Here is a 264-nt window from a genome sequence, read left to right on the forward strand (position 1 = left end):
ACGCTACTTAGTTCAGCCTCCATACGATTAAATTCAGTAATGTAGGCTTCTTTAAATGCTGCTGCTTTCTTTCCAGTAAATCCCATAACCAGGAAAACGAAACCGTCTTTGGTCATTTCGTAATATTTCGAATCACGATTTACTGCCCCAGCTCTGATATTTTCTACGTGAGCCGATAAATTGGCCGACGCAAATTCTCGCGAACAATCCAGCGATTCAATCTTGGCAATAACGTCTTTGTGTAGCTTGCCGAAGTAGGTTGCT

1 protein-coding gene is annotated in these 264 nt (G+C 42.0%); it reads right to left on the minus strand.

Annotated features, from left to right (window positions below):
• Positions 1–264 (minus strand): Rha family transcriptional regulator (locus tag REG_RS09920; RefSeq protein ID WP_006705520.1); only part of this gene is annotated, 264 nt, incomplete at both ends.

This window comes from Candidatus Regiella insecticola LSR1, assembly GCF_000143625.1.
In the GTDB taxonomy this organism is placed as follows: domain Bacteria; phylum Pseudomonadota; class Gammaproteobacteria; order Enterobacterales; family Enterobacteriaceae; genus Regiella; species Regiella insecticola.